Here is a 22744-nt window from a genome sequence, read left to right as displayed (position 1 = left end):
CTCGCTGTAAACAGGTCCGTGGAATAAATGCCGCTCCCTTGCATCACGCCCAAGACCAAAAAAGCACCAGCAATAGCTGGTGCCTATGTTATAAGTTTTTCGGGACATTTTCAAAAACGCTTGACATACCATTCATTCCATTTTTTTCAACATTTCTGCAGCCAACTCCATTTGCTCCGCAAAGCGCAGCATGTTGTGGTTTCCGACAGGGTTTTCCACCTGCAGGAGACCTGGCTTTTGCCTCATTCCCATCACCCATCTGTTGAAAGGGAGGTCGTATTCCCTTGTCACCCGGAATGTCCTTCCCCGGTTCCAGAAGTCCAGTCCCCGGGCTTCCTCGACCACTGCCCGGGTTTCCCCTTCCTTCAAAAACATGGCGGCGCCCACCCCCCGCTCCAATTCCTTGGGGTCCGCTTCCCGTTCCTGGGGATTTTGGGAATATGCTTCAGCCGATGTCCGCACCGTGGAAGCCATTCCCGCATAGTCATGCAGGTAGATTCCCGTGTACAGCAGGATGGCCGTGGCCAGCATGCAGAGGGGCATCACCACGGCCGCCTCCAGGGTGATGTATCCTTCCGCCCTCCTCATGCCAGTCCCCCCAGCGCCAAGGCGCCGCACAAGGCGATCTGCAGGACGGGTACCAGGGGGATTCTGCTTTCTCTCCCGATGCGTCCCAGGGAAAGCAGGAGCATGCCTGGAATCCCCACGCCCAATAGACCCAGAAAAAATACCACCAGCATGCCTTGGCATCCCAAAGCAAAACACAGCAACCCCAGGACCAGGGCGTCCCCCCAGCCTATGCTTCCGCCGCTCGCCTTGACCGCAGCCCCTCCTGCCCCCAGGCAGAGGATTCCTTCCAGGGGATGGAAGAGCAGGTTTCCGTCCGCAAAGTGCCGCCACAGGGAAATCCCCGACAGCACCATGCATGCGTGCAGCATCGGGAGCACCGCAATCCTTTGGCTCTCCCAGTCCTGCAGCGCCAGCACCGCAAGCAGGAACGCCATGGTCAAGAGTCCCAAGGGCATCCCCCAGAGATGCCCCTCGGCATCGGTCAAGGGGCCCCGCCCCCAGATACCTGCCACCGCCAGTCCGTTGGTGGCCCATAGGACCACCAGCACAACCACGGCCCTTTTCTTCCCCTTGGCCGTTCCCCACCCGATTCCATCTGCCCTCCAACTCCCCAGGGCCAAAACGGTTTCCATGACACCCAGGCCGATCCATAGTCCCCTGCCATCCATCAGTCTTCCCCCTCGCATGTCTTGCATAATGTGTATCCGTCTTCAAGCGCCTTTTCCAACGTGGTTTCCCGCACAGACTTGACCAATGCGGTACATTTTCCGTCCGCATGGTAGATTTCGCTTTTTGCTGTGGTGTAGACGGTTTTCGGGCCTTCCTCCGGCCCCACACCCCCACAGATTTTACAGGGTCTTTTGTTGCCCGCCACCGTATCCGAGGACACCCCGTAGAACTCCACATGGATATGCCTGCAGCGGCTGTCCGTATGGTACCGGACGCCTGTTCCGGTCACATGCACCACCGTTTTCGGCGCCTCCTTTTCCAACAGGTCTTTGGTCGGGCGGTTGCCGATGAATCCGCGGATGCGCACGGCTTGCCGCACTGCGATGGAATCCCTGCCGAAAATCTCCACCGGCAGGGGAATCGCATAGGACAAACGGACCGTGCTCCATCCGTCTTCCCCCAGAATCTCCGTCCCCGCAAAGCTGATGCTGCCTGCCACCCCCCATTCCTCCAGCGCCCTTCCGTCCGCTTCCTTGTGGAAGTAAGGGGCAAAAAGCAACTCGTCCGGGAGCATTTCCCGAAGGGAGGGATCCGGAGAGGACCCTTGGATTTCCGGATCCGTCTGTTCCATCTGCGCAAGGAGCTGTGCACCGGCAGCGCGCAGGACGACCGCATGGTTGTTCCCTTCCATGGCGCCCATGTTCAGAATGTGCTGGGTGTAGTCCATGATATGGACCACCTTGGCCAGATACAGGATGCTGGCAAGGGTGAACACCAGGAGCGGAAGCACCAGGGCCGCCTCCAGCGTCAGGGAACCCCGGATTCGCGGCTGCCGGCCATCCCCCATGGAACCCATCAATACGACACCTCCGTTTCCACCGTCAGCGCCCCCTTGCCATAGGTGGCGCCCCCACCTCCTTCACCAAAAGGCCTGCTCAAAAGCAGCGGTTGGAACCGGAGTACACCACTGGATTTGGCGGTTCTGCCATACCGGTCCAGAGACAGTTTTTCCTCCTGGTAGAAATGCTGCAGGTTCCCTTGGACCAGGTCCAGGATCCGAAGCAGGAACAGTTCATTTCCGATGTTGGGGTCAAGAAGCATGACCACCAGGTAGTCCTCATAGGACATGGACGGCACAAGCCTGGAAAGGAGGGTGTTGGAGGTTGGCGCACCTCCAGATACCACCCCCCCCGCTTTCAAGGTCTTGCCCAAGGCTTCCTGCATCTGCTTCCCCCATTTCTCCACCGCCTGGTCCAGTACCTTTCCTCCCTGTTGCTCCAGCCGCTGGAACCCCTCCGCCATCAGCGCCTCCAACTTCTTTTCCCCCGCCTTGACCAGCTCCTCCTTCTGCCGGTCCAGCGCTTCCTTGAAGGCCGCATAGAGGGCCTCCTTTACGTCCACGACCTCCCGGATCCCCGTTCCCCCCAGGTTCCGAAGCCGCACCTCCAATTCCCTTGTCATGGCTTCCCCAAGGGGATAAAAGGGGCTTCGGGGGGAAAGATGCTCTTCCAAACGGAACGCTTCCGTCTTCCCCTCCATCCAGGCCTCCAGCCTGGCATCCACGGCATTTTCCAGCCCCCTCCAGGCTTCCTCCACCGCCACATCCATGGCGGCCACCCCCTGCCCGTAGATGTCCTCCGTTTTTTCCCTGAAGATGCGGATCCCTTCCTCGGTCATCTTACCCTCCAGCTTCTCCATCTGCCCCCCCAACGCCTTCTTTCCCAGGAGCAGTGCCTTTTCAAGCCCTTCCCCGCCGCCTTCCACCAGGGCTGTCCAGTTGCCGTCGATGCCCGTGTACCAGGTGGATGCGGTCTTGACCAGCGGCACCCTCCCTCCCTTTGTCAGGATCCGCAGGTCCACCATGGCTTCCGCCATGGCCCAGAAAAGGGTGATGGCCGCCCCCAGGAGGACGGTTCCCACACCCAGGGACCACCAGCCGGCCAAGGCGGTGGCCAAGGTCTGGACCATGAGCCTCTTCTGGGGGTCGGTAACCAGATGGATCAGGTTGCAGGTGGTCCTGAAGGCATGGATCGCCCCCAAGACCACCACCAGGCCGGTCTTGTCCCCTTCGGTGCCGGCGATCACGTATTCCACCTCGTACATCCTTTTGTGCAGGTTCTTGTCATATCCCGGGATGGTCCGGCCGGACACCAGCGGGTTGGGGTCGCCCGGGTCCTCCACGCCCGCATCCTGCAGCTTGCTCCTGAACATGCCCGTGGCATATTTTGCCAGCAGCACTCGTTCCATCCCCCCTTCCAGGGAGAATTCACGGATGCGCAACAGGGGGTTCCCGAAGGTTCTGGAAACTTCCGCACGGACCTTGGAGGGAAGGACCGTTTTGGGGGGCGCCGTCTCCTCCCCTTCCTCCCCGCGCGGTTCCATGGCGCCTCCTCCGGCTTCCATGGGGTCCAGCCTTTCCCCCTGGTCCCGAAAGGATTCCGCTGTCCTGTTTCCTTCCGCGCTCCCGAATTCCATACCCCCATGGTCGAACCACAGGTCCCTGCCATACCCTTCCATCAGCCGGACCCCTTCCGCCAGGTCCATTTCCAATGTCCCCCGCAGGTTGGAAACCCTCCTGCGGATTTCCTCCAGCCCCTCCCTTTCCCTGGTGCCTGGAACCGTCTTCGGCAGGGTTGCGGCCAGCCTGTCCCATTGGTCCACCACCCCTGCCACTGGCTTGCGAAGCCGCTCCAGCACGGACTTGTTGCCTATGGCCGTTTCCTTCATCAGCAGCAGGTTGTCCACCCGGCTGAGGGAGGTTCCTCCCAGGCCATACTGCCTGCGCAGTTCCTCCGTCTCCTTCAGGAGTGTCCCCGCCACGTCTTCCATCAGGTCTTGCCCCTGGGACTCCACCTTCCCTTCCAGAACATCCGCCGCCTTCCCCAGATCCCCGGCCATGACCTCCATCTCCCCAAGAAGCTGGAGGATCCGCCGGTGGACGGCCAGATATCCCGTTCCTTCCCGGTCGTCCACCAGTTCCTCCAGTCCGGCGGCAATCCGCTCCCCTTCCTCCAGGAGGGTCTTTCGCAACACCTTCCATTCCCCTTCCAATGCCTTGGTCCTTGTGCGGATCCGTGATTCCAGGGCCGCAACCTCTTCCCCATCTTCCAAGCCCTGGAGCCTGGACTCCAGGGAAGCGATGCCTTCCAACCCCTTCTGCATTTCCAAGAGCCCCGTTTCCAGGCGGTCCAGCACCTTTTCCAATCCCGCCTTTTCCACGTCCATCCGGAACAGGTTTTGCTCCAGCAGGGCCCGGATGTCCTGGTCGGGAATCTCCTGGGGACTGTAGAGGTTCCTGCCGGCCGTGTTCCCTCCCGCCAGGCGCTTCAGATAGGTCCTGCCCAGGCTTCCCATGACCTGTTCCTTGCTGGGGCCGATCCGGATGCCCTCCACAAGCCCTGCAAGTTCCCTGTACTTCTCCTCCAGCCTTCCCGCCTGGACCTCCAGCTCCTGCTTTTCTTCCACCAGCACCATGGTCTTGTTCGTCCTGCCGATGACGGCCAGCTGCTCCAGATAGGGCGCAAGGAGCAAGACCGGCAGGCGCGGGGTCATGTACCGCAGGATGTCCTCCATTGCCGGAAAAGTGTTTTGCACCAGGGACCCCTGCAGTTGCAGGCTCTCCAGGCTGTAGGAGGAAGCCAGGAACCCATCCGCGCCCCCGCCCCTGGGATCGGCCATCGTCTGGACGCTCCGAACGAACGCCTCCTCCAGTTCCTGGTCCATGGGTACGCCAAAAAGCCCGTACTGCTTGAAAAGCACGGGATCATAGTAGGTGAGCATGGCATGGGAGGCTGTTTCCGCAGCCCGCCTGCCTATGTTGTGTATGCTTTGGATTCTTGCGTGGTCCACGATGGATGTGGCGAAGACCATGAGGCTGAGCAGCAAGATGCTGAAGAAGACGGTTATTCCGCCTTGGCAATTCCGATTTCCCATAGGGTTTCTCCTCGATTTGGATTGTCCATACCCCTGGGGGCCGCAGCTTTCCCGCTACGGCCTTCATTTTTCTTTATCTATTGATTGTATGCCTCCGGAAGCTCCCTGTCAATGCGTCCGTAGACCAGGAAGCGCAATTTGAAGCCCTTTTCAGACAAGACCGTCTCTTCCCGGAGGCATCTCCATTCCGGATCCCCGTCCAAGTCCGGAAAAAAAGCGTCCGCCTGGAAGTTTCCCTCGATCTTGGTGACATACGCCGTTTCGCACAGGGGAAGCAGGGCCCGGTAGACCTCTTCCCCTCCCGCCACGAAGACCTCCTCCCTATCCTCCGGCAGGACCTTCAGGAGCTCTTCCACCGAATGGACCGTCAGCGCTCCCGGGCATGCGTAATCGGGCCTTCGGGTCAGGACGACCGTGGTCCTTCCGGGCAGCGGTCTTCCCCCCGGCAGGGATTCCAGGGTTTTCCGCCCCATGACCAGCCACCGGCCCAGGGTGGTCTTCTTGAAGAAGCGCAGGTCTTCGGGGATATGGCAGAGGAGCCGGTTCTCCCTGCCGATCCCCCAATTCCTGTCCACAGCCACGATGCAGCGCAATCCCCCTTTTCCTTCCTTCATACCGCCACCGGGATGCCCTTGAGCTGGGGTCCCTTCTTGTAGTCCTCCAGGGAAAAGTCCTCCACCGTGAAGCTGTAGAAATCCTTCACCTCCGGATTCATCACGAACCGGGGGGCGGGGTAGGCCTCCCTTCCCAGGAGCTCCTCCACCAGGGGCACATGCCTGTCGTAGATATGGGCGTCTGCAATCACGTGGACAAGTTCCCCCGCCTCCAGACCCGAAACCTGGGCGAACATGTGCAGAAGCACCGCGTACTGGACCACATTCCAATTGTTTGCAACCAGCACGTCGTTGGACCGCTGGTTCAAAAGGCCGTTCAGCTTCCGGCCGGTCACATTGAAGGTCATGCTGTAGGCGCAGGGATAGAGGTGCATGGCGTGCAGGTCCTGGTGGTTGTAGATGTTTGTGAGAATCCTCCTGCTGTAGGGGTTGTGCTTCAGGTCGTACAGGACGCGGTCCACCTGGTCGAACATCCCCTCCTTGTACTGGTGTTTCACCCCCAACTGGTAGCCATAGGCCTTGCCGATGGTGCCGTCCTTGTCCGCCCAACTGTCCCAAATCCTGCTGTTGAGGTCATGGATGTTGTTGGACTTCTTCTGCCAGATCCATAGGATTTCATCGATGGCCGCCTTGAAATTGGTGCCCCTGAGGGTCAGGATGGGGAATTCCCTGGAAAGGTCGTACCGGTTCACCACTCCGAACCGCTTCCATGTGTGGGCCGGACTTCCGTCCTCCCAACGTGGTCTGACGTCCTCCCCCTCGGAACTGGCGCCATGCTCCAGGATTTCCTTGCACATGGCTTTGAATATGGCATCCGCCTGGCTCATTCTCCATCCTCCCTTTCACTTTCTCCTTGCTCCAAACCATACTTGGACACCAGATGGTCGTCCAGGTACGCCTCCACATACACGCCTTCGTTCCTGTATTCCTCCACCAGGATCTGACCGAAGGTGCGGATGTTGTTCAAAAGGCTCCCGTCCTGGTATCCGATGACCGTCTTCACCAGGATCTTGTCCAAGCGCAGCCGTTCCTCCATGGCCCGCAAGGCCTGGGGCAGCCCTTCGCCTGTTTTTGCGGAGACGTAAAGGCTCTTGAAGGCATCCGCGTCGAACAACCCCCTGGCCGCATCCGGCCGGTCGCATTTGTTGAACAGGGTCAGTACCGGTTTGTCCACCGCTCCCAATTCCCGCAGGGTGCTGTACACCACTTCCATGTGCCTCTTAAGCTGGGGGTTTCCGGCATCCACAACGTGGATCAGCAGATCCGCAAAAACGGCCTCTTCCAGGGTGGACCGAAAGGCATCCACCAAGTGGTGCGGCAGCTTGCGGATGAACCCCACGGTGTCCGTCAGAAGGATTTCCTTGCCTTCCGGAAGGACCAGATTCCTGGTTGTGGGGTCCAATGTGGCGAACAGCTGGTCCTCTTCCCGGACCCCGGCGTCCGTCAGCGCATTTAGCAGGGTGGATTTCCCCGCATTCGTATAGCCGACGATGGCCACCAGGGGCTTTCCTTGCCGCTTCCTTCCTTCCCGCAGCAGGCTCCTGTGCCTGTGCACCTCCTCCAATTCCGATTTCAGCTGCTCCATCCTTGTACGGAGCAACCGCCTGTCCATCTCCAGCTTCTTCTCTCCAGGGCCTCTGGTGCCGATGCCGCCTCCCAATCTGGAAAGGCTGGCCCGCAGCCCGATGAGCCTGGAGCTCCTGTACTTGAGCTGGGCCAGTTCCACCTGCAGGATCCCTTCGCTGGTGTGGGCATGCTGGGCGAAGATGTCCAGGATCAGGGCTGTACGGTCGATGACCTTCGCATCCACCTGTTGCTCCAGATTCCTGAGCTGGGTGGGGGAAAGCTCGTCGTCGCAGATTACCGTGGTGGCCTCATGGATGGCCAGGGCCTCCTTGATCTCTTCGATCTTCCCCTTCCCCACATAGGTGGCCGGATGGAATCCGTCCCTGTTCTGGATCATCCGATGCACGGCCACCGCCCCTGCCGTGTCCGTCAATTCCGCCAGCTCATCCAAAGACTGCAGGGTCTCCATGTCCTTGTTCTGGAGTCCCACCGCCAGGAGGATTACCCGCTCCTTGCTTTTCATTGTTTCGTTCATCATTAGCGCTCCTATTCTTCCTTCGATTCCATCCATGCCGACCGCAATTCCGTAGCCTGGGGATGCTGGGGGTTCCTGGCTAAAAGCTGCTCAACCGTCTCCAGCGCCAGGTCCCCGTTCCCGTTTTCCTTATAGGCGATCCCCAGACCCAGGATTCCCTGCTCCAGGTTCGCCACCCCCTCCTCCGTATCCAGGTAGGTCCGGTACGCCCCGATGGCGTCCTGGGGCTGTCCCAGGGCCCGATAGGCCTCCCCCATCCAGAAATGCCCTTCCTGGTTTCCGGCATCCTTCGCATGGGAAAAATGGACGATGGCCTGGAGGTGGTCTTCCTGCTCGAAAAGGATTTCTCCCAAGAGCAGATGGGCATCTCCGTAGCCGCTCCAGCGTTCAACCGCCCGCAACAGCGTCTGCTCTGCAGCCGCCGGATCCTGCAGCTCCCGCTCGACCCTGGCCTTGACCAGATACAGTTGGGGGATGCCCGGATCCAAGCGGATGCCTGTGGCCGCGTCACTGAGGGCCAGCTCCAACTGCCCCCTGCTCTCAAATGCCACCGCCCGGTTCCCGAACGCGTAGGCGTTTCCGGGGTCCAGGTCGATGGCGTTTCCATACATTTCCATGGCCGCGTCCCCATCTCCCAGGTCCATATGGACCATGCCCAGGGCGTTGTAAAGGCCTGGATCCCTCTTTTCCAGCGCCAAAGCTTCTTTATACCACTTCAAGGCGGCTTCGGGATCCCGCATCTCCCTTCGGAGCGTCCCCAGATTCAAGTAGAGCTGGTAACGCTCCTCCCTGTCCCTGATGGTCCGGACCCTTTCCAAGGCGTTTTGCAGGTCCTCCGATGCGGCATTCCGATATCCCAGGCCCAGATGGATGTATCCCCTTTTGCTGTAAGCCAGGCCATCGTCCGGATCAAGGGCGATTGCCGTGTCCAGGTCCGCAAGCGCCTGGTCCGTGTCCCCCTCTTCAAAGGCCACCAGGGCCCTCCCCAGATGATATGGCCCGTAGTCCCCTTCCTCCGCAAGTCCGGCCTCGAACACCTCCCTGGCCTCCTGCAGGTTCCCTTCCCTGTACAATTCCATCCCCTGGGCATACCGCTGCCTCCTGCCGTCGGAACAGCCGGCCAGCACCCACAGGGCTGCCAGCAACGCAACACACTGCAACAACCTTCGCTTCATCCGTTCTCCTTTTGCTTCCTGGTGTGTTATAATGTCTAAAAACCCTAGGAGGTTCCAGACATGGCTCCAACACAAAAAAAACAAATCCGGGTGCTTCCCCTGCTGCTTCTTTCGCTGGTCCTGGCGCTCTACCTGGCAGGCATCGGCATCGCCCTCACAGGCAATTTCGAAGCGGCCGTCGGCATGTTCGCCTTCAACACCTTTTTTTCGGTGATCCTATTCTTTCTCATCCGATGGCACAAGGGTGCGTAGCCATTCCTTGAGCTTCCGCTCGTACCCTTGGTCCGTCAACCGGTAGTATTCCCTTCCGGCAAGCTCGTCGGGCAGGTACTGCTGCCGGACATGATGCCTGGGGTAGTCGTGGGCGTACTTGTAGCCGATGCCGTTGCCCAAGTCCTTCGCACCCTTGTAGTGGGCGTCCTTCAGATGGGGGGGAACCCCCATCACCTGGACATCCCGCACATCCGCAAGGGCCTGGTCCACCGCCAGATAAGCTGCGTTGCTCTTGGGAGCGCAGGCAACGTAGGCAACAGCCTGGGAAAGGATGATCCTCCCTTCGGGCATGCCGATGAAGTCAACCGCCTGGGCGGCGGCCACGGCCAACTGCAGCGCCCTGGGGTCGGCGTTCCCCACATCCTCCGCCGCGCAGATGACAATCCTGCGGGCGATGAATTTGGGGTCCTCGCCTGCATACAGCATCCTGGCCAGGTAATAGACGGCCGCATCCTTGTCCGAGCCCCGCATGCTCTTGATGAAGGCGGAAATCACGTCGTAGTGGTTGTCCCCGTCCTTGTCGTATTGCAGCGCCCTTTTCTGTATGCATTCCTGGGCGACGGCAAGGTCCACCCTCCGTATCCCGCTTTCATCCGGATCCGTGGTCATGGCCGCCAGCTCGATGGCGTTGAGCGCGGCCCGTGCGTCCCCTCCGGCCACATCCGCCAGGAAATCCAGCGCTTCCGGCGCAACCTCCATCCTGTAGGACTCCAATCCCTTGGGACTTGCCAGGGCCCTCTCCATCAGCTTACGGATGTCCTCCTTCTCCAGGTGCCGCAGTTGGAAGATCCTGGACCTGGACACCAGCGCCTTGTTCACCTCAAAGTAGGGGTTCTCCGTAGTGGCTCCCACCAGTGTCAAGGTGCCGTCCTCCACATAGGGCAGCAGGGTATCCTGCTGTGCCTTGTTGAACCTGTGGATCTCATCCACAAAAAGGATGGTCTTCCTGCCGTACATGCCCTTGCTGTCCTTGGCCTGGCGGATCACCTCCTGTATTTCCTTCTTTCCTGCGACGGTGGCATTTAATTGAAGGAAGTCTGATTTGGTCGTATTCGCGATGACCCGGGCCAGCGTCGTCTTGCCTGTGCCCGGTGGTCCGTAAAAAATGATGGACCCCAGCTGGTCCGCCTTGATGGCCCGGTAGAGCAGCTTCCCTTTGCCCACGATCTGCTCCTGGCCCACCACGTCCTCGATGGTTTCCGGCCGCATCCGGGCCGCCAGGGGGGCATCCTTCTCCATGGTCTTTTCCCTGATCTGTTCAAATATATCCATAGCATACCTCATTTCTTCCGTATTATAACATGGAACTCCATGGAAAATCCACCTGCTTCTTCCCTTCCATCCCTTACCGCCCCCTTGACTTTTCCTTCCATTTCCCGTATAGTGGTACCATGAAACAACACTAGGAGTATACTGCCATGGATTTGATCAATGCCTTGAAAAAAATTGGATTCACCCAGCAGGAGGCCATCCTGTATGTCCATCTCTGCCAAAGCGGGGAAATCACCGGCTACGAGGCCGCCAAACTTTCCGGCATCTCCCGTTCGAACGCATACGCCTCCCTGTCCAGCCTTGTGGACAAGGGCTACGCCCATGTGATCGAGGGTACCGCGTCCAAGTATGTTGCGGTGCCCAAGGACGAGCTGATCGCCAACGCCCGCAGGGAGTTCGAGCACAACATCAATGTAATCGGCGAGCAGCTGACCTACGTGGCCCCTTCCCAGGAACCCTACATCAACTTGTCTGGAGAACCCCATATCCTCAACAAGCTGAAGAACATCATCGACGCCTCCCAAGAGCGGATTTACCTTTCCTGTCCAGGAAGCATCCTGATGGAGCTTCGGGACGTGTTGAAGGGCAGCATCGACAGGGGACTGAAGGTGGTCATCCTGTCCCCCGTGGCCTTCAATTACCAGCCACACATCTACTACCCTTTGGAAAGATGCGATTCCATCAAACTGATTGCGGACACGAAGGAAGTTTTGGCGGGCTCCGTTGGGCAAATCCTCTATTCCAAGAACAGCACCCTGGTGAACATCATCCGGGAGACCTTCATCCATGAGATATCCATCATTGAAATGAAACGTGGCGCACGCACTGTGGCCAGAAAGGAAGAAATATGACGCTGAAAGAACACAACAAGGTAACGGAAGCTACCAATTTTTACGGAAACACCACTCCTGCCGCACTGGTGGAGGAATTCGGCAGCCCCCTGTATGTCTACAACGAAAGGATCCTGCGGGAGCGCTGCCAGGAAATGAAGAACCTGGTGGACTACCCCCGTTTCTCTGTCAACTATTCCGTGAAGGCGAACGGAAACCTTTCCATCCTGAAGATCGCCCGGGAAGAGGGGTTGAACGCAGACGCCATGTCCCCCGGTGAGATCCACGTGGAGGAAATGGCCGGGTTCGAGCCGTCCCAGATCCTGTTCATCACCAACAACGTGTCCGCCGAAGAGATGCGCTATGCCATCGAGCGGAACATCCTGATCAGCGTGGACTCCATTCCCCAACTGGAGACCTTCGGCCAGATCAATCCCGGCGGAAAGGTCTGCATCCGCTTCAATCCCGGCGTAGGGGCCGGACACCACGAAAAGGTGGTCACCGGCGGCAAGAAGACCAAATTTGGCGTTGCTCCCGAGCGGATCGACGACGTGAAGGCAATCCTGGCCAAATACGAACTGACCCTGGTGGGCATCAACCAGCACATCGGCTCCCTTTTCATGGAAGGGGACAAGTATGTGGAAGGCGTGCAGTCCGTCCTGGAAATCGCCAAGAACTTCGACACCCTTGAATTCATCGACATGGGCGGCGGCTTCGGCATCCCCTACAAGAAACTATCCGGCCAGCCCCGGCTGGACCTGAAGGACCTGGGCGAGCGCCTGTCCGCGGTCATCAAGCAATTCGTCCAGGAATACGGCAGGGAAATCACCTTCAAGATCGAGCCCGGCCGCTACATCGTGGCCGAGTGCGGCACCCTGCTGGGAAGCGTCTATGCGGTGAAGCAGAATTACGACACGAAATACATCGGCACGGATTTGGGATTCAACGTCCTGAAGCGTCCCGTCATGTACGACAGCCATCATGACATCGAGGTCTATAGGGCCGGCAGCCAACCCTCCACCAAGGAGGAGCCTGTCACCGTCGTAGGCAACATCTGCGAAAGCGGCGACATCATCGCCAAGGACCGGGTTCTCCCCGAAATCTTCCAGGGGGATGTGCTGGGCATCCTGGATTCCGGCGCCTACGGCTACTGCATGGCCTCCAACTACAACAACAGGCTCCGTCCCGCGGAAGTCCTGATCGACCTGGAGGGGAACGCCCGCCTGATCCGCAGAAGGGACACCCTGGAAGACATCGTAAGGAATTTCAATTTCTAACCCCAAATCCAAGGCCCCCTGCAGGGGCCTTTAAATTTGTTCGAATTCCTGTTGACAAACCATTTCCCGCATGATAATATATCTGAGTGTGATACAGCACCAGGCAGTTGTGGCGGAATTGGCATACGCGCTAGACTAAGGATCTAGTCTGGGTTAACTGGGTGCGGGTTCGAGTCCCGCCAACTGCAGTACGGTTATTAATGAAGGGCTTCCGGGTTTCCGGGGGCCTTTTTCACAAGGACAGGTGACAAGACAGTGCTTGGGAAGCATTATTTTTAGGAGGGATTGCACGTGCAGAACACTATGGTAGGATTCGACCCCAAAACGGCGGATAAGGAAACCTTGACCGCTGAAATCAACCGATTGAAGAAGGAAAAAAACGCTGTCATCGTCGCCCACTATTACCAGCAGGACGAGGTGCAGGAGATCGCCGACGTCGTCGGGGATTCCTTTGCCTTGAGCAAATACTGCGCCAACAACGATGCGGATGTGATCGTCTTCTGCGGCGTCCACTTCATGGCGGAAAGCGCCAAAATCCTCTCCCCGGAGAAGACCGTCTATCTTGCGGAAGCCCGCTCCGGCTGTCCCATGGCGGACATGGTGACCGCCGATGATGTGAAGCGCTTGCGCAGGGAGCATCCGGAGGCCGCTGTGGTCTGCTACGTGAACTCTTCCGCGGAAACCAAGGCGGAATGCGACGTCTGCTGCACTTCCTCCAACGCCGTACAGATCGTACGGGCTCTGGAGCAGAAGGAGGTCCTCTTCATTCCGGACAAGAACCTGGGAAGTTACGTGGCCTCCCAGGTCCCCGAAAAGACCGTCATCCCCTATGAGGGATTCTGCTACACCCACAACAAGATCACCGTGGAGGAGGTGGACGAGGTGATGGCTCTCCACCCGGATGCGGAGCTGGCCGTCCACCCCGAATGCCGGGGAGAAATCCTGGATCGGGCGGACTTCGTGGGAAGCACCGCCCAGATCATCGACCATTGCACGAAGTCGGATTCCCGGACCTTCATCATCGGTACGGAAATGGGCGTCCTCTACGAACTCAAGAAAAGGAACCCGGACAAGAAGTTCTATCTCCTGACGCCCCGGTTCGTGTGCCCCAACATGAAGCACACCCGGCTCTACAGCGTCTACAACGCCCTGGCCAAAGGCCAGTACGAGATCGAGGTGGACGAAGACATCCGCGTGCGGGCTTTGGGAAGCCTGGAACGCATGCTGGAATTGGGAAACTGACCGGAATCCTAAGAAGCCAGGCTGCCGCATCACCACCCGTTGGTTGGTTTGCGGCAGCCTGGCTTCTTCATGCTGTCATATGATAAAATTGCAGGTTCATTTTAGATTCTTGAACGCATCCGCAAAAGGATTGTTGAAGGGGGCTTCGGCCTCCTTTTTCGATTGCTGCAGATAGCTGGACACCTCTTTCTTGGATACCTTCCCTGGGGCGTCCCCCTTCCGCTTGTTGAATGCGGACAATTTCTCCCGGAAACCGCATTTGCAGACAAAAATCTTGCCGTCCCCTTCCCCCACCAGGTCCAGCTTCTTCCTGCACTGGGGACAACGGGCGTTGGTGGTCCGGGCCAGGTTCTCCCGGTGGCCGCATTCCCTGTCCTGGCAGACCAGCATCCTGCCGTTCTTGCCGCTCACCTCCAGCATGAACTTGCCGCAGGCCGGGCACCGGGTGCCTGTGACGTTGTCGTGGCGGAAAGTTTCCTCCTTGTTCTTGATCTCCCGTACCACGGACCTGGTATAGTCTTCCATTTCCCGCAGGAAATCCCCCATGTCCAGCTTCCCTTTTGCGATGGCGTCCAGCTTCCTCTCCCAGATGGCGGTCATTTCCGGAGATTTCAGGCCTTCGGGGACAAGTCCCAGCAGCTGCCTTCCCTTGGAGGTGATGTGGATCTCCTTCCCCTTCTTTTCCAGGAGGAAGCTGCCGAAAAGCTTGTCGATGATGTCCGCCCGGGTGGCCACCGTCCCCAATCCTCCCGTCTCCGTGATGGCCTTCAGGAGTTCCTGGTCCCTGGTTTCCATATAGCGTCTGGGGTTCTCCATGGCGGTCAGCAGACTAGCTTCCGTGAACCAGGCCGGGGGCTTCGTCTTCCCCTCCATAATCCAGCACCGCTTAACAGGATAGACCTTCCCTTCCACCGGGTCCATGGCGACCGGGCCGCTTGCTCCCTCTTCCTCCCCGTCCTCACCGGCCAGGTCCGTTTCAGCGGAGACTTCCTTGAATCCCGGTTCCAGGGTGCGGCTTCCCGAAGCCACAAAGGTCTCCCCTCCCACCCGGGCGGTGATGGTCATCTGCTCGTACACGTGGGGCGGGCTCAGCACTGCCAGGAAACGCCGCACCACCAGGTCGTACAGCATCCGTTCCTTATGGGAAAAACGGGCCAGGTCCACAGGCTGCTCCGTGGGGATGATGGCATGGTGGTCCGACACCCTGGCGTCGTCAACGAAGCGCTTGTCTTCCGCCACTCCCTGTCTGGCCAGCAGGGAAGCCGTCTTCTTGAAGGGTCCCACGGCACAGGCGTTCAGCCTTTCCTTCAGTGTGCCGACCATGTCCGAGGTAAGATGCCTGGAATCCGTCCTGGGATAGGTCACCACCTTGTGTCCTTCGTAAAGGCCCTGGAGGATCTGGAGCGTCTCTTTTGCGGAAAAATCGTACATCCGGTTGGCGTCCCGCTGGAGCTCCGTCAGGTCGTAAAGGGCCGGGGCGTATTGGCGCTTCTTCTGCCGCTCCACCCGGACCACTTCCAGATTCCGGTTCCCGCAGGCCTCCAGAACCCTTTCCGCCTGCCTGTGCCCTTCCATGTTCCAGGCCTTGCTGGAGGGGTCCTGCCAGCGGAACCGGGTCCCTTCCGCTTCCAGCTGGACCCCATAATAGCTCCTTGGCACGAAATGCCGGATTTCGTTTTCCCTCCGCTCCACCATGGCCAGGGTGGGGGTCTGCACCCTCCCGCAGGAAAGTTGGGCGTTGAATTTGCAGGTGAGGGCCCGGCTGGCGTTCAGGCCCACCAGCCAGTCCGCCTCGGAACGGGCCAGGGCCGAACGGTACAGGTTCTCGTATTCCCTTCCCTCCTTCAGTCTTTCGAACCCCTGCCGGATGGCCTGGTCCGTCACGGAGGAGATCCAGAGACGCTTGAGGGGCTTTTGCACACCCGCCTTCTCCAGGACAAGCCGGGCCACAAGCTCCCCTTCCCTGCCAGCATCCGTGGCGATGACCACTTCCCCCACGTCGTTCCGGTGGAGCAGGTCACGGACCACCTTATACTGCTTGGCTGTCTGGCCGATGACCTCCAGCTTCACCTCCTTCGGGATCATGGGCAGGGTTTCCAGGGACCATTTCTCGTATTTGGGATCGTATTTCTCCGGGCTGGCCAACGTCACCAGATGCCCCAGGGCCCAAGTCACAATCGTGCCTTCTCCTTCATAGTATCCGTTCCCTTTTTTATGGCAACCCAGCACCCTGGCCAGGTCCCTTCCAACGGAAGGTTTCTCCGCCAACACACAACGCATCTGTTTCATTCCGGTCTCCTTTTGGACATGTTCTTGATTCCGCCTACAAGTATACACTCCTTTCGGCAAATTGACAAATCCACATGAAAAAGGAAACGGGCTTCCCTTGTCCACAGGCACCCGTTTCCTTTTCCACTTTTTGCGGTTTTGTCTCCTCTTGCCATTGGAGCAGCTTACTTGTTCAGCTGGGCCAACAGGTCGTTCACGTCCAGGCCGTGGATTTCTGCAGCCTGCTCCAGGGATTCCATCTGGGAGGAAGGACATCCCAAGCATCCCATTCCATTCATCATCAACACCTTTGCGGCATCCGCCTTCACGTCCAGGATGTCCCCAATCAACATGTTTTTTGTAATCATTCCTTTATCCTCCTATGCGGCTTTTTTTTGGATCCGGTGCACTTGGGCACCTTCGTTGCTGTATGTGTAGGAGAAGTTGCGGCTGGCTCCCTCAACGAACCCGTCGATGAAGGCCGCCCGGAATCCGTAGTAGAACGCCACATCCACACCGCTTCCTTCCCAGTTTTGCCTATGCACGCAGTTGGCTGTCTTCCACTCGATTTCCTCTTCCGACTTGAAGACCACCGCGTTCACCCGGTCGCAGGGCATCCCCTCCAACAGATAGTCGCTTAGGGCCTGGAAGATTTCCGTTGCGTCTTCCAGGCTTCCCCGCTCCTGCCCGGATTTGCGGCCTGCCTCCTTGTAGATGGCGGATATTTCCTTCTCCGCCTCCCTGTGCTTGCCCAGGATCTGTTTCACCAATGCGGCCTGCCGTGTCTCCGCCAGCGTGATTTTCGACTGGAGCCATCCATGGATGTTTCCTGTGTCGATCATGGTCTCCAGTGGCTGGTCCGGTATGTAACCGCCCAGTGTCCTGTGCAGCCCTTCCCTGGTTGCGGCGATGTCGGGGTCCTGGAACCTGCCGGCGATTTCCTTCTCGATTTTCTCCAGCAGCAGGATTTTGTTGAACAGCCATGTATGGATGGGTGCTAAAAATAGGCTCATATCTTATTCCTTCCCTTTCCCGTAATATTCCTTCACATTTTGTTTGAAAGTTTCCAATCCGATCCTGTCGATGAACAGGCCCAGCTTCTCTCCCATTTCAGCCGTGTCGCTGTAGTAGTCGAAGACCGCGTCCACCATCCGGAGGACCTCCTCTTCGGTCAGACCCGAAGCGATTTCATCGGGCAACCGGGGATGGTAGCCGGCGCTGCCTCCCACACGTACGATGTAGCCTTCCGCATCCGCCAGCACGGCGATGTCCTTTCCGTGGGCGCTGCTGCAGGCGTTCAGACAACCGACCACAGCGATTTTCACCCGGTTGGGCGCCGGCCTTCCGTAATAGCGTTTTTCCAACCGCATCCCCACCTTCAAGGAATTCTGCTTCATCCTCTTGCAGAAGGAAGCGGGACACATCTCTATGTTCTTGACCGAATAGGAGGAGAGCACTCCGGGATCCATGCCCAGGTCTGTCCAGGCTGGCGCAACATCTTCCGCCTTGATCCCCAGGATGATGACCCTCTGGCCTGATGTTATTTTCAGCGTTCCCTTGTATTTTCTGGCTACCTCGGCGATTTTCACCATGGTGTCCGGCGTGAGGAATCCTCCCGGTATTCTTGGGGTAATGGCGAAGGTTCGTTTTCCGTCCCTGACCTTCTGCAAATTTGCATGAATTGGATTTGGCATTTGTTCCACGCACCTCTCTGTGGGTCGAAGCTTTGGATGGTTGTTCCGCCGCTTGTCTTTCGGATGACCTTATCTTACAACAAAGCCAGCGGATAATCGGTATCCATGGCAACATTTATCTGCGCCTGGACAATTTCAGGATACCACGGCTCCAAGCAAACGGCAAGGTGCCAGGCACTGTGAACATTCGTTCACAGTGCCTGGCACCTTTGGGGGCAACTCTTATGCAAAGAAGGAGATAATCAGGGCCACACCGAAACCGGTGAATCCCACGATGGTTTCCATGACGGTCCAAGACCTCAGGGTCGTCTTCTCATCAATCTGCAGCAGGGATTTGACCAGCCAGAAGCCGGAATCGTTGAAATGGCTCATGATGGTGGCGCCACCTGCGATGGCCGCGGTCACGCAAGCCAGGTACAGGGGAGGCATGGCGGCCGTCTCCGGCATGGCGGCGATGATTCCCCCCGCCATGGTCATGGCAACCGTAGCCGATCCAACGGAGATGCGGACCAGTCCGGCTACGATGAACGCGACAATCACCAGGGGGAAGGGGCTGTCCGCAACAGCCTGCCCGATAATCTCACCCAATCCGGAATCCTGGAGGATGTACCGGAGCACGCCACCACAGGCGGTCACCAGAAGGATCATTCCGGTGGGTTCCAGGGATTTGGTCATGATCTTTTCCAGCTCTTCCCTGGAATAGCCGTGCTTGAGTCCAAGGATCACCATCGCAACGATGGTGGCGATGGTCAAAGCGATGAAGGGTTCCCCGATGAACTTGAACAGGGGCTGTACCGCCTGCAGGGACGGCAGCGCGCTGGACACCGTATTCAGGAGGATGAGCACCAGCGGGATCAGGATGATGCTCACCACGGTTGCGAAGCCCGGCAACTTGCTGTGGTCGTAATCCATCATTTCCTCAACGCTCTTGGGGATGGGAACATGGATCTTGTTTCCGATGTATCTTCCGAACAGGGGACCGGCCACGATCATGGCAACGGATCCCACGATGACACCCACGCCGATCACATATCCCAGGTCCACTCCCAGCAGGTTCGCCACCAGGATGGGGCCCGGCGTGGGAGGGATGAAGGCGTGTCCGACCGCCAGTCCCGCCAGCAGGGGAATGGCGTAGACCAGGGTGGACTTCTTCGTGCGCTTTGCCAAACTGAATGCCAGGGGAATCAGGATGATCAGGCCGGCGTCGAAGAATACGGGCATGGCGATGATCAGACCTGTTATTCCCAGCGCCCAGGCCGCCTTGTTCTCGCCGAATTTGTCAACCAGTGTGATGGCGATGATCTGGGCGCCTCCGGATATTTCCAGGATGGCTCCGAACATGGAACCGAGTCCCACAAGCAGCGCAATCCCCTTCAAGGTGTTGCCTATTCCGGTGCCGATGGAGCCTACGATGGCATTGTAGGGCATGCCCGCCACGATGCCGATGGCGATGGCGCTCACCAGGATGGCAAGGATGGGTTGTAGCCGTGCCTTGATGATGAGGGACAGCAGGATCACAAGGCCGAGTATGGCGGCGAAGACCAGCCTTCCGGAACTGGAGGGCACCCAGGCCTCAGCCGTGGCGGCCAAGAGGCCACCCAGATTTGCGGATACGATTGTTTGCATAACGATCTCCTTCTTCTATTATATGGTTTATTTCATGTAGCCGCCCTTCATGGGCGACACTGCATGCTTGGCGAATATGTTCAGGACTCCGGAAGGATATTTCTCCTCCTTCGGCTTCCACTGCTTCCTGCGTTCCTCCAGCGCCAACCCGATGGCCCCTTCCTCCATGGGCACGCCGTGGAGTCCTGCAATCCGCAGGATCCGCTTCTCGATGTCGATCTCAATCAGGTCTCCCTCTTCCACCAGGGCGATGGGGCCTCCATCTGCCGCTTCCGGGGAGATATGGCCGATGGCCGGGCCCCTGGAGGCTCCGGAAAAACGGCCGTCCGTGAGGAGGGCGATGCTGCTTGCCAGTTCCTGGTCGGAAGAGATGGCTTCCGTAGTGTAGAACATCTCCGGCATCCCGCTCCCCTTGGGGCCCTCGTAGCGGATGATGACCGCGTCTCCCGGGTGGATTTCCTTCTTCAGCACCGCAGCGATGGCTTCCTCTTCGCTGTCGAAGGGCCTAGCCGAGAGCATCGCCTTGTGCATCTCCTTGGGCACCGCCGAGTGCTTCACCACCGCTCCGTCCGGAGCCAGGTTCCCCTTAAGGATGGCGATGGTTCCATTGGTGCCCATGGGCTCGGCAAAACTCCGGATGATGTCCGTCCTTTTCAGTCCTGTTTGCGCCAGGTACTTGTCGCACTGCTCGTAATAGCCGCTTTTTTTCAAGTCCTCCAGGTTCTCCCCCAGGGTCTTGCCGGTCACCGTCAGCACATCCAGATGGAGCATGTGCTTGATTTCCTCCATGATCCTGGGAACCCCGCCGGCGTAGTAGAAGTACTGGGCAGGCCATTTTCCCGAAGGTCGGATGTCCAGAAGATAATGGGCATTCCGGTGGATCCTGTCGAAGGTTTCCCCATCGATTTCAAACCCGAACTCATGGGCGATGGCCGGGATGTGGAGAAGGGAATTGGAGGATCCGGAAATGGCCGCATGGACGATGATGGCGTTTTCGAAGGACTTCATGGTCACGATGTCGGATGCCTTGATCCCCTGGAGCGCCAGCCGCACCGACTGCCTTCCGGCCTCATAGGCCACCTTTTCCAGGTCCTTGCAGGTGGCGGGCAACAACGCGCTTCCGGGGAGCATGAGGCCCAGGGCTTCCGCCATGACCTGCATGGTGGAGGCCGTTCCCATGAAGGAGCAGGCGCCGCAGGAAGGACAGGCGTTGTGCTTGTAGTAGGTCAGCTGTTCCTCGGAGATTTCCCCCCGCTGGAATTGGGCGCTGTACATCCCGATCTGCTCCAAGGTGAGCAGGTTGGGGCCTGCGTCCATGACGCCTCCGGTGACGATGATCGAAGGGATGTCCACCCTCCCGATGGCCATCAGATGGGCCGGCACCGCCTTGTCGCAACTGGCGACGAACACCCCGCCGTCAAAGGTGGTGGCGTTCACATGGATTTCGATCAGGTTGGCGATGGTGTCCCTGGAGACAAGGGAATAGTTGATCCCGTCGTGCCCTTGGGCAATGCCGTCGCAAATGTCCGTTGCGAAGTAGCGGGACGTCTTGCCGCCCTCTTGGGTGATACCTTCCGCCGCCTTCTCCACCAGACCCATCAGATGGGCACTGCCAGGATGGCTATCTCCGAAGGTGCTTTCCACGATGATCTGCGGTTTGGACAGGTCTTCCACTTTCCATCCCATTCCCATGCGCAGGGGATCCATTTCCGGTGCGATGGCACGCACCTTTTGGCTTTTCAATTCCATGTTTTGAACTCCTTTGGTCCAGACGCCCTTGTTCCTCATCGTCATATGACGTCTGATGTATTTTATGTTTTTATATTAATACACAGCCTGTATTTTGTCAATACTGACTTTATGCTATTTTTAATTTCCCATAAATTGGGCATTTTTCCCCATACATACGTCTGATGTCATCGCCTTCCCTCTGGCGCTCGGACAAATTTCCTGCAATTCGACAAAAAGGGATGAGGAGCCCGCACAGGCTCCTCATCCCTTTTTGTCGAAACGCGTTTTTCCCTCTTCCATCATCTGCATGATCATCCGCCGGTTGTAGATCAGGTGCATGGTCATGGCATATTTTGCTCCCTCCACATCCCGCTTCCGGATGGCCTCCACCACTTCCCGGTGGGTTTCTATGGTTTCCTGGCTCAGAAGCCCTTGGGTCACGTTCACGAAGACCGCAACGGAGGAATTGATGACCGGAATCAGGTTCTCCACCACTGCGTTCTTGCTCGCCTTGGCAATGCTCTTGTGGAGCTTGATGTCCTCCGCTGTGTGGTCCTCCCCCTTGCGGATCATGGCTTCCACCTTATCGCACTGTTCCACCAGTTCCCGGATGTCCTCCTCTGTGGCATTCTTTGCTGCCAGGGCCGCGATTTCCGGTTCCAGCATGAGCCGGACGCTGACCAGGTCCAAGGCAAGGTTGTGCCTGTCCCTGAGGAACGTCAGACCCAGCGGATCATCGGAAACCCCCTGTTTCTCAGAGACATAAGTGCCGGCACCTCGGCGGATCTCCAGGATGTTCCTGGAGACCAGGACTTTGATGGCCTCCCGGATGGTGCTCCGGCCCACTCCCAAGGTTTCCGCCAGCTCGAACTCGTTTGGTATTTTGGAACCGGCCTCCAGCCGGTTGTCTATGATGAAGCTGATGATGTTTTCCGCCACACTCTCCGCCAACGGCTTGTGGTGGAACTTCTCCAAATGATACATTCCCTTTTCTCCTATGCGAATATCCGCTGCACCAGCAGCATGTACACGACCGTCCCCCCTCCAATGCTGAGGAGGGTGTTCCTTTTCCAGAGGTGGACCAGCACGACAAAGAGGATTCCCAGCCCCTCCGGCAGGCCATGGGGCGCCGCAGTCAACGAGACATCCTTCACACAATAGACCACCAGCATGCCGACCACCCCGTAGGGGAGCACATCCCCCAGATACGCCACCCACCGGGGCGTTCCCTTATGGGGAGGGAACACCCAAAAGGGAAGGGCTCTCGTCAGCACGGTGCCCAGGGAAATGGCCCCCACCAGAAAAAGCGTTTCCCAGAATCCGTTTCCCATCTATTCCCCTCCCTTGTAAGATATTGTTACGGGACAGATTAAGAAATCATCCCGAATGTTCCTTGAAAATGCAACTTTAATATTCGAATGAATCAACAGACACCACGTATTGAATTTCAACCATCTCATAGGTATAAT

21 protein-coding genes and 1 tRNA gene are annotated in these 22744 nt (G+C 58.2%); 5 read left to right on the top strand and 17 right to left on the bottom strand.

Annotation, left to right across the window (positions count from 1 at the left end; translation table 11 throughout):
* Positions 1 to 132: 132 nt before the first annotated feature.
* The 8 genes from GXN74_RS11880 to GXN74_RS11845 all read right to left on the bottom strand — a co-directional run bounded on the left by GXN74_RS11880 (position 133) and on the right by GXN74_RS11845 (position 9062).
* Complete coding sequence (locus GXN74_RS11880) at positions 133 to 588, bottom strand: pilus assembly protein (RefSeq protein ID WP_162371159.1); 456 nt, start codon at positions 586 to 588, stop codon at positions 133 to 135.
* Positions 585 to 1238, bottom strand: a complete 654-nt coding sequence (locus tag GXN74_RS11875) for a hypothetical protein (RefSeq protein ID WP_162371158.1) — start codon at positions 1236 to 1238, stop codon at positions 585 to 587. Before GXN74_RS11875 ends, GXN74_RS11880 begins: the two co-directional genes overlap by 4 nt.
* Positions 1238 to 2098: a TadE family protein gene (locus tag GXN74_RS11870; RefSeq protein WP_162371157.1), complete on the bottom strand. Its 861-nt coding sequence runs from the start codon at positions 2096 to 2098 to the stop codon at positions 1238 to 1240. The genes GXN74_RS11875 and GXN74_RS11870 overlap by 1 nt, the downstream gene beginning before the upstream one ends.
* The gene (locus GXN74_RS11865) at positions 2095 to 5172 is read right to left on the bottom strand and encodes a DUF5702 domain-containing protein (protein ID WP_162371156.1); all 3078 of its coding nucleotides are present in this window, start codon (positions 5170 to 5172) and stop codon (positions 2095 to 2097) included. The genes GXN74_RS11870 and GXN74_RS11865 overlap by 4 nt, the downstream gene beginning before the upstream one ends.
* A gap of 77 nt (positions 5173 to 5249) precedes the next feature.
* Positions 5250 to 5786 (bottom strand): dihydrofolate reductase, encoded by a 537-nt coding sequence (locus GXN74_RS11860; protein WP_246208703.1) that lies wholly within the window; start codon positions 5784 to 5786, stop codon positions 5250 to 5252.
* Positions 5783 to 6613, bottom strand: a complete 831-nt coding sequence (thyA, locus tag GXN74_RS11855; RefSeq protein WP_162371155.1) for a thymidylate synthase — start codon at positions 6611 to 6613, stop codon at positions 5783 to 5785. The genes GXN74_RS11860 and thyA overlap by 4 nt, the downstream gene beginning before the upstream one ends.
* On the bottom strand, positions 6610 to 7887 hold the full coding sequence (hflX, locus tag GXN74_RS11850; RefSeq protein WP_162371161.1) for a GTPase HflX: 1278 nt from the start codon (positions 7885 to 7887) through the stop codon (positions 6610 to 6612). Before hflX ends, thyA begins: the two co-directional genes overlap by 4 nt.
* 11 nt (positions 7888 to 7898) lie before the next feature.
* The gene (locus GXN74_RS11845) at positions 7899 to 9062 is read right to left on the bottom strand and encodes a tetratricopeptide repeat protein (protein ID WP_162371154.1); all 1164 of its coding nucleotides are present in this window, start codon (positions 9060 to 9062) and stop codon (positions 7899 to 7901) included.
* Between the two features lie 60 nt (positions 9063 to 9122).
* Here GXN74_RS11845 and GXN74_RS11840 point away from each other — a divergent pair, with 60 nt between their 5' ends.
* Entirely contained in the window at positions 9123 to 9314 is a 192-nt protein-coding gene (locus GXN74_RS11840; protein ID WP_162371153.1) for a hypothetical protein, read from the top strand.
* Here GXN74_RS11840 and GXN74_RS11835 read toward each other — a convergent pair.
* The gene (locus tag GXN74_RS11835; RefSeq protein WP_162371152.1) at positions 9279 to 10607 is read right to left on the bottom strand and encodes a replication-associated recombination protein A; all 1329 of its coding nucleotides are present in this window, start codon (positions 10605 to 10607) and stop codon (positions 9279 to 9281) included. The genes GXN74_RS11840 and GXN74_RS11835 overlap by 36 nt on opposite strands.
* A gap of 146 nt (positions 10608 to 10753) precedes the next feature.
* Here GXN74_RS11835 and GXN74_RS11830 point away from each other — a divergent pair, with 146 nt between their 5' ends.
* The 4 genes from GXN74_RS11830 (at position 10754) to nadA (ending at position 13956) form a co-directional block, all read left to right on the top strand.
* Positions 10754 to 11458 carry a TrmB family transcriptional regulator gene (locus GXN74_RS11830; RefSeq protein ID WP_162371151.1) on the top strand — a complete coding sequence of 235 codons (705 nt, stop codon included), beginning with the start codon at positions 10754 to 10756 and terminating at the stop codon, positions 11456 to 11458.
* The gene (gene lysA / locus GXN74_RS11825; RefSeq protein ID WP_162371150.1) at positions 11455 to 12714 is read left to right on the top strand and encodes a diaminopimelate decarboxylase; all 1260 of its coding nucleotides are present in this window, start codon (positions 11455 to 11457) and stop codon (positions 12712 to 12714) included. The genes GXN74_RS11830 and lysA overlap by 4 nt, the downstream gene beginning before the upstream one ends.
* Before the next feature lie 103 nt (positions 12715 to 12817).
* A tRNA-Leu gene (locus GXN74_RS11820) sits at positions 12818 to 12902 on the top strand.
* A 115-nt stretch (positions 12903 to 13017) separates the two neighbouring features.
* Positions 13018 to 13956 (top strand): quinolinate synthase NadA, encoded by a 939-nt coding sequence (gene nadA / locus GXN74_RS11815; RefSeq protein WP_162371160.1) that lies wholly within the window; start codon positions 13018 to 13020, stop codon positions 13954 to 13956.
* A 96-nt stretch (positions 13957 to 14052) separates the two neighbouring features.
* Here the strand turns inward: nadA and GXN74_RS11810 are convergent, their stop codons facing one another.
* The 8 genes from GXN74_RS11810 to GXN74_RS11775 form a co-directional block, all read right to left on the bottom strand.
* Positions 14053 to 16245: a DNA topoisomerase III gene (locus GXN74_RS11810; RefSeq protein WP_162371149.1), complete on the bottom strand. Its 2193-nt coding sequence runs from the start codon at positions 16243 to 16245 to the stop codon at positions 14053 to 14055.
* A gap of 164 nt (positions 16246 to 16409) precedes the next feature.
* Positions 16410 to 16592 carry a DUF1858 domain-containing protein gene (locus tag GXN74_RS11805; RefSeq protein WP_162371148.1) on the bottom strand — a complete coding sequence of 61 codons (183 nt, stop codon included), beginning with the start codon at positions 16590 to 16592 and terminating at the stop codon, positions 16410 to 16412.
* A 12-nt stretch (positions 16593 to 16604) separates the two neighbouring features.
* Positions 16605 to 17237, bottom strand: a complete 633-nt coding sequence (locus tag GXN74_RS11800; protein WP_162371147.1) for a hypothetical protein — start codon at positions 17235 to 17237, stop codon at positions 16605 to 16607.
* A gap of 3 nt (positions 17238 to 17240) precedes the next feature.
* A complete protein-coding gene (locus GXN74_RS11795) occupies positions 17241 to 17918 on the bottom strand; it encodes an NAD(P)/FAD-dependent oxidoreductase (RefSeq protein ID WP_162371146.1) in 678 nt (225 codons plus the stop codon).
* A gap of 222 nt (positions 17919 to 18140) precedes the next feature.
* The gene (locus GXN74_RS11790; protein ID WP_162371145.1) at positions 18141 to 19544 is read right to left on the bottom strand and encodes a GntP family permease; all 1404 of its coding nucleotides are present in this window, start codon (positions 19542 to 19544) and stop codon (positions 18141 to 18143) included.
* Positions 19545 to 19571: 27 nt separating this feature from the next.
* On the bottom strand, positions 19572 to 21287 hold the full coding sequence (ilvD, locus tag GXN74_RS11785) for a dihydroxy-acid dehydratase (protein ID WP_343032821.1): 1716 nt from the start codon (positions 21285 to 21287) through the stop codon (positions 19572 to 19574).
* 249 nt (positions 21288 to 21536) lie between these two features.
* Positions 21537 to 22259, bottom strand: a complete 723-nt coding sequence (locus GXN74_RS11780; protein WP_162371143.1) for a FadR/GntR family transcriptional regulator — start codon at positions 22257 to 22259, stop codon at positions 21537 to 21539.
* A gap of 11 nt (positions 22260 to 22270) precedes the next feature.
* On the bottom strand, positions 22271 to 22606 hold the full coding sequence (locus GXN74_RS11775; protein WP_162371142.1) for a branched-chain amino acid transporter permease: 336 nt from the start codon (positions 22604 to 22606) through the stop codon (positions 22271 to 22273).
* Positions 22607 to 22744 lie beyond the last annotated feature (138 nt).

This window comes from Anaerotalea alkaliphila, assembly GCF_010179735.1.
In the GTDB taxonomy this organism is placed as follows: domain Bacteria; phylum Bacillota; class Clostridia; order Lachnospirales; family Vallitaleaceae; genus Anaerotalea; species Anaerotalea alkaliphila.
The sequence above is the reverse complement of the archived record's forward strand: the minus strand, read 5'-3'. Positions and strand labels throughout refer to the sequence as shown.